Origin of the sequence: Oligoflexus sp. (assembly GCF_035638955.1) — a bacterium.
Lineage (GTDB): Bacteria > Bdellovibrionota_B > Oligoflexia > Oligoflexales > Oligoflexaceae > Oligoflexus.
On the sequence record NZ_DASQYZ010000512.1, the window covers coordinates 1 to 3,113 of the forward strand.

Consider the following 3,113-nt stretch of genomic DNA (forward strand, 5'->3'; position numbering starts at 1 on the left):
CAGTTCGTCATGGCAATCATTTCACGCATTTGGCACCGATCTGTCAGGAAACTACTCGTTTCGGCATCAGACCCTTGGAGGGGTTTGACGCAGAATTGGGAAAAGTCGGACTTCTGAGATCCAACACCCTCTTTTTCGGCCGTGGTCATTGGATGTGACAAAGTTGGATGTTTTTCCCATCAGGTAAATCAGATATTGTGGACAGATATCGAGCATGCACCATGATAATGCTCTTCACTCCGCGCCTTTGAAGCGTTTCAGAAAAGATGGGCTCTGCAGGAAGCTGCACAGTATAACCAAAGGGGTTGCTTGGTGAACTTTCTTTTTGTCGACGACGAACCCGAGATCCTTGAGTGGTACGTGGACCTTTTTCGCTTTATGGCTCCCGAAGCAAAACTCACTGTGGCAGCGGATGGCAAGGCGGCTCTGGAGAGCTGCAGGTCCACACAGTTTTCGTTGATCGTGACCGACTGCAACATGCCCGATATGGATGGAATGGAGTTCATAAAGCGTTTAAGGTCCGAAGACACCTTGAGCAGGGCTGCACCCGTTATCATAGCTTCAGGGCGTGATCTCCCGGTGGATTTTATCGGAAAACATGCCAATGTTCACGAAATTCAGAAGCCGATCAACGGCCAAATTTTGCTTAAATTGTCTTCAAAGCTGACAAAAATTCCCATTTTTTAGCCCTGGCAGGGCACCATCCGACTGTGAAAAACGGTTTGACCGAGGCGCAGATATTGTACGGAGAGTTTTGGAATCAACAGTTTTTTTGCCGGAAATCCGTGCATTGAATCAGCCAGCTTGAAGTCGTTTGCCATGAACAAGGGTGTCGACCGATGGGCAGAGTACAGACGCCCAGGTCATGGCTCTGACCAGAAAATATCCTCATGCTGAAGTTGGCCCAGAATAAACGTCCCTGTCATAAGCAGAGAAATGTTCGGTAAAGTCGTGAAAAGCGGTTTTGTCGCGCATGACAGAGACGCTTATTCTGAGCCTCGTGGCAAAAATTCAAAGCGAGGTCGTGAAACAAACTGCTGAATGGATTCAAACAAGTCGAAAATGGAAGCAGCAACTTCGGGTAGCAGCCGCCCAGCTGCGAGAAATTAGCGTAAGATAATGTACGCAGAGTTAGAGGCTTAACACCTTGATAATTGGCACTAATGCAGAAATCCAGCAGGCAAAGGCGCAGAGATTATACGATGAGTTCTGGAACCAACCATTTGTCATCGCTGCAATTTCTTGCACTGAATCACCCGTCTGCGCGTTTGCTTGAAACCAAGGAAAATTCAGGTTCAGAAGACATCGACACCAGCCATCCCCCTGGACTTGCCGCGTTGTACGCAGAGTCATCCCCCGCGTTAGGGCTGGTCGTCCCTGCGTGCAATACAAGCGATCCCGGTGAAACTCTGCGTACAATGTCCATTGCACGCAGAGATTGTACGATAAGTTATTTTTCCCGAGCTTTGGTCGCTGATTTTAAAAACAGGCTGTTATCAGTGAAGGATATCGAATGATGGCAGGATGTTAAAGCATAATCTCAGCGTGCAATCTCTGCGTCTTTCTTCATGTCGTTTTATCAAAACACAGGCCCTTCAAAGCATCCAGGCAATAACTCTGCGTGCAATATCTTACACTAATTTTTCGCAGCTGGGCGGCTGCTACCCGGGGTTGGTCAGAAGATCGCCCGCTCCGTTGCTGATCCACGTGCGCTGCAAACACCATTGCCCAAAGGGATAGGTCGACTAACAAACAGCCTAAAGTCCAAGTTTTTCTAGCATAGCAGCTCGAATATCCTCAGTTGTATGAAGATATTCTTCAGGACTATCTCTGGTATCAACCCCATAGAGATACATGATTCCAGCCCAGATCTTTTCCTGATCTGCAGTGGGCGAAAAGGTGAGGTGCCCCCGCTCAGATTCCATAATTATATTATGGGCCCATCTGTCCGCTTCTTCGCGTCGTATGGTTCCATTCAACAGTTTTTCAAAAATGTTTTTCACTTCTGAGAGTGTGATGTTCATCTTTACCAGCCTCCGCTAAAGTTACCTTTGTCATCAAATAGATAGTGCCTTTTGATGCCATTGTTTAGTTCCGGCCTGACCTGTCGCACCTTTCCGCTGTGATCAAGAGTTTCGTGCCAACCACGAGAGGTTCCCTGCGAGGGATTAAATTCATGTACATAACGCCGTCCAGCCATTTGTCCTGGTTTGTTTGCAAGCTGTAGTTCCCCATAATACCGAATAACGCCACTTTCTAGTTCTGCTACTCCTGCGGAACCATACTTTTGAACATATGACAGATGCTTGCTTAGGCTAGCGGCCTGGGCTGTACTTTCCGCCCTTCCTAAAATCGCACCAACGTTCCTCACAGTACCGGCAACAAAAGTGGGGCAAAAACTTGTTCCGGTTTCGCCAAGGGAAATGCAGGAGCCTTCTCCAAACAGATTTTTTTCAATTTTATCCCCGAGCCAATCAACAGCCTTGCCCATAATGGGTGTGCCATCTTCCAAGCCTGGTTCCTCTGAGTGTAACCCATCATTCAATAATCGTCCTATGGCAGCCGTCAATGCCCCCTGTTCGAAGCTTCCACCTGTCGCCTCCGAAACCGTACCACCAACGACAGCGGCTATGGCCGCATTGGATGCATACTCCCAGCCTTTGGGTCTTTCGCTGAAGCCGTAACCGGACGCATCCAGCCCCTGGCCAATAACCTGTGACAGTCCGGAGGATAAAAATCCGGACTCGAATTTTCCACCTGCCGCCATGGACGAGACGCCGCCGACCATGCCATGAGCCGCCACTTTTCCAATACGTACAGCCGGCGTCATATTGACTTTATAAAAAGCCGATCCAACCAGGGAGAACGCCGCTCCTGTGATCGCCCCATTCAGTGCCGCCTTCGAGTCGCCTCCTGAGGCTACATAGGAGCTGGTATAGCCAACTGCGGCCGAATAGGCCATCTGCTGATACCAAAGGGCACCGGCTCCCGGCCCTATCCACGTGGCCGCCGCTGAGATTGCGATGGACATGACCAGCCGCTGATTCTGCGAGTTGCTGATCCACGTGCGACCCTTTTCCCAGTTGTTGGAGAGGAACCTGCCAGGGTTGGTC

At 49.6% G+C, this 3,113-nt stretch carries 4 protein-coding genes; 2 read left to right on the forward strand and 2 right to left on the reverse strand.

The window, feature by feature from the left end:
* Positions 1-312 precede the first annotated feature (312 nt).
* Together VE954_RS42135 and VE954_RS42140 are read left to right on the forward strand one after the other, a co-directional pair.
* Positions 313-687: a response regulator gene (locus VE954_RS42135; RefSeq protein WP_324964583.1), complete on the forward strand. Its 375-nt coding sequence runs from the start codon at positions 313-315 to the stop codon at positions 685-687.
* 515 nt (positions 688-1,202) lie between these two features.
* Positions 1,203-1,517 (forward strand): hypothetical protein, encoded by a 315-nt coding sequence (locus VE954_RS42140; RefSeq protein WP_324964585.1) that lies wholly within the window; start codon positions 1,203-1,205, stop codon positions 1,515-1,517.
* 240 nt (positions 1,518-1,757) lie between these two features.
* Here the strand turns inward: VE954_RS42140 and VE954_RS42145 are convergent, their stop codons facing one another.
* Both VE954_RS42145 and VE954_RS42150 read right to left on the reverse strand, forming a co-directional pair.
* Complete coding sequence (locus tag VE954_RS42145) at positions 1,758-2,024, reverse strand: hypothetical protein (protein WP_324964587.1); 267 nt, start codon at positions 2,022-2,024, stop codon at positions 1,758-1,760.
* Between the two features lie 2 nt (positions 2,025-2,026).
* On the reverse strand, positions 2,027-3,031 hold the full coding sequence (locus VE954_RS42150; protein WP_324964590.1) for a hypothetical protein: 1,005 nt from the start codon (positions 3,029-3,031) through the stop codon (positions 2,027-2,029).
* Between the last annotated feature and the right edge of the window lie 82 nt (positions 3,032-3,113).

What these genes read in the sequence shown, in the direction of transcription:
- VE954_RS42150 (WP_324964590.1), bottom strand. Translation starts at nt 3,031, where the DNA reads ATGTCCATCGCAATCTCAGCGGCGGCCACGTGGATAGGGCCGGGAGCC.
- VE954_RS42140 (WP_324964585.1), top strand. Translation starts at nt 1,203, where the DNA reads ATGAGTTCTGGAACCAACCATTTGTCATCGCTGCAATTTCTTGCACTG.
- VE954_RS42145 (WP_324964587.1), bottom strand. Translation starts at nt 2,024, where the DNA reads ATGAACATCACACTCTCAGAAGTGAAAAACATTTTTGAAAAACTGTTG.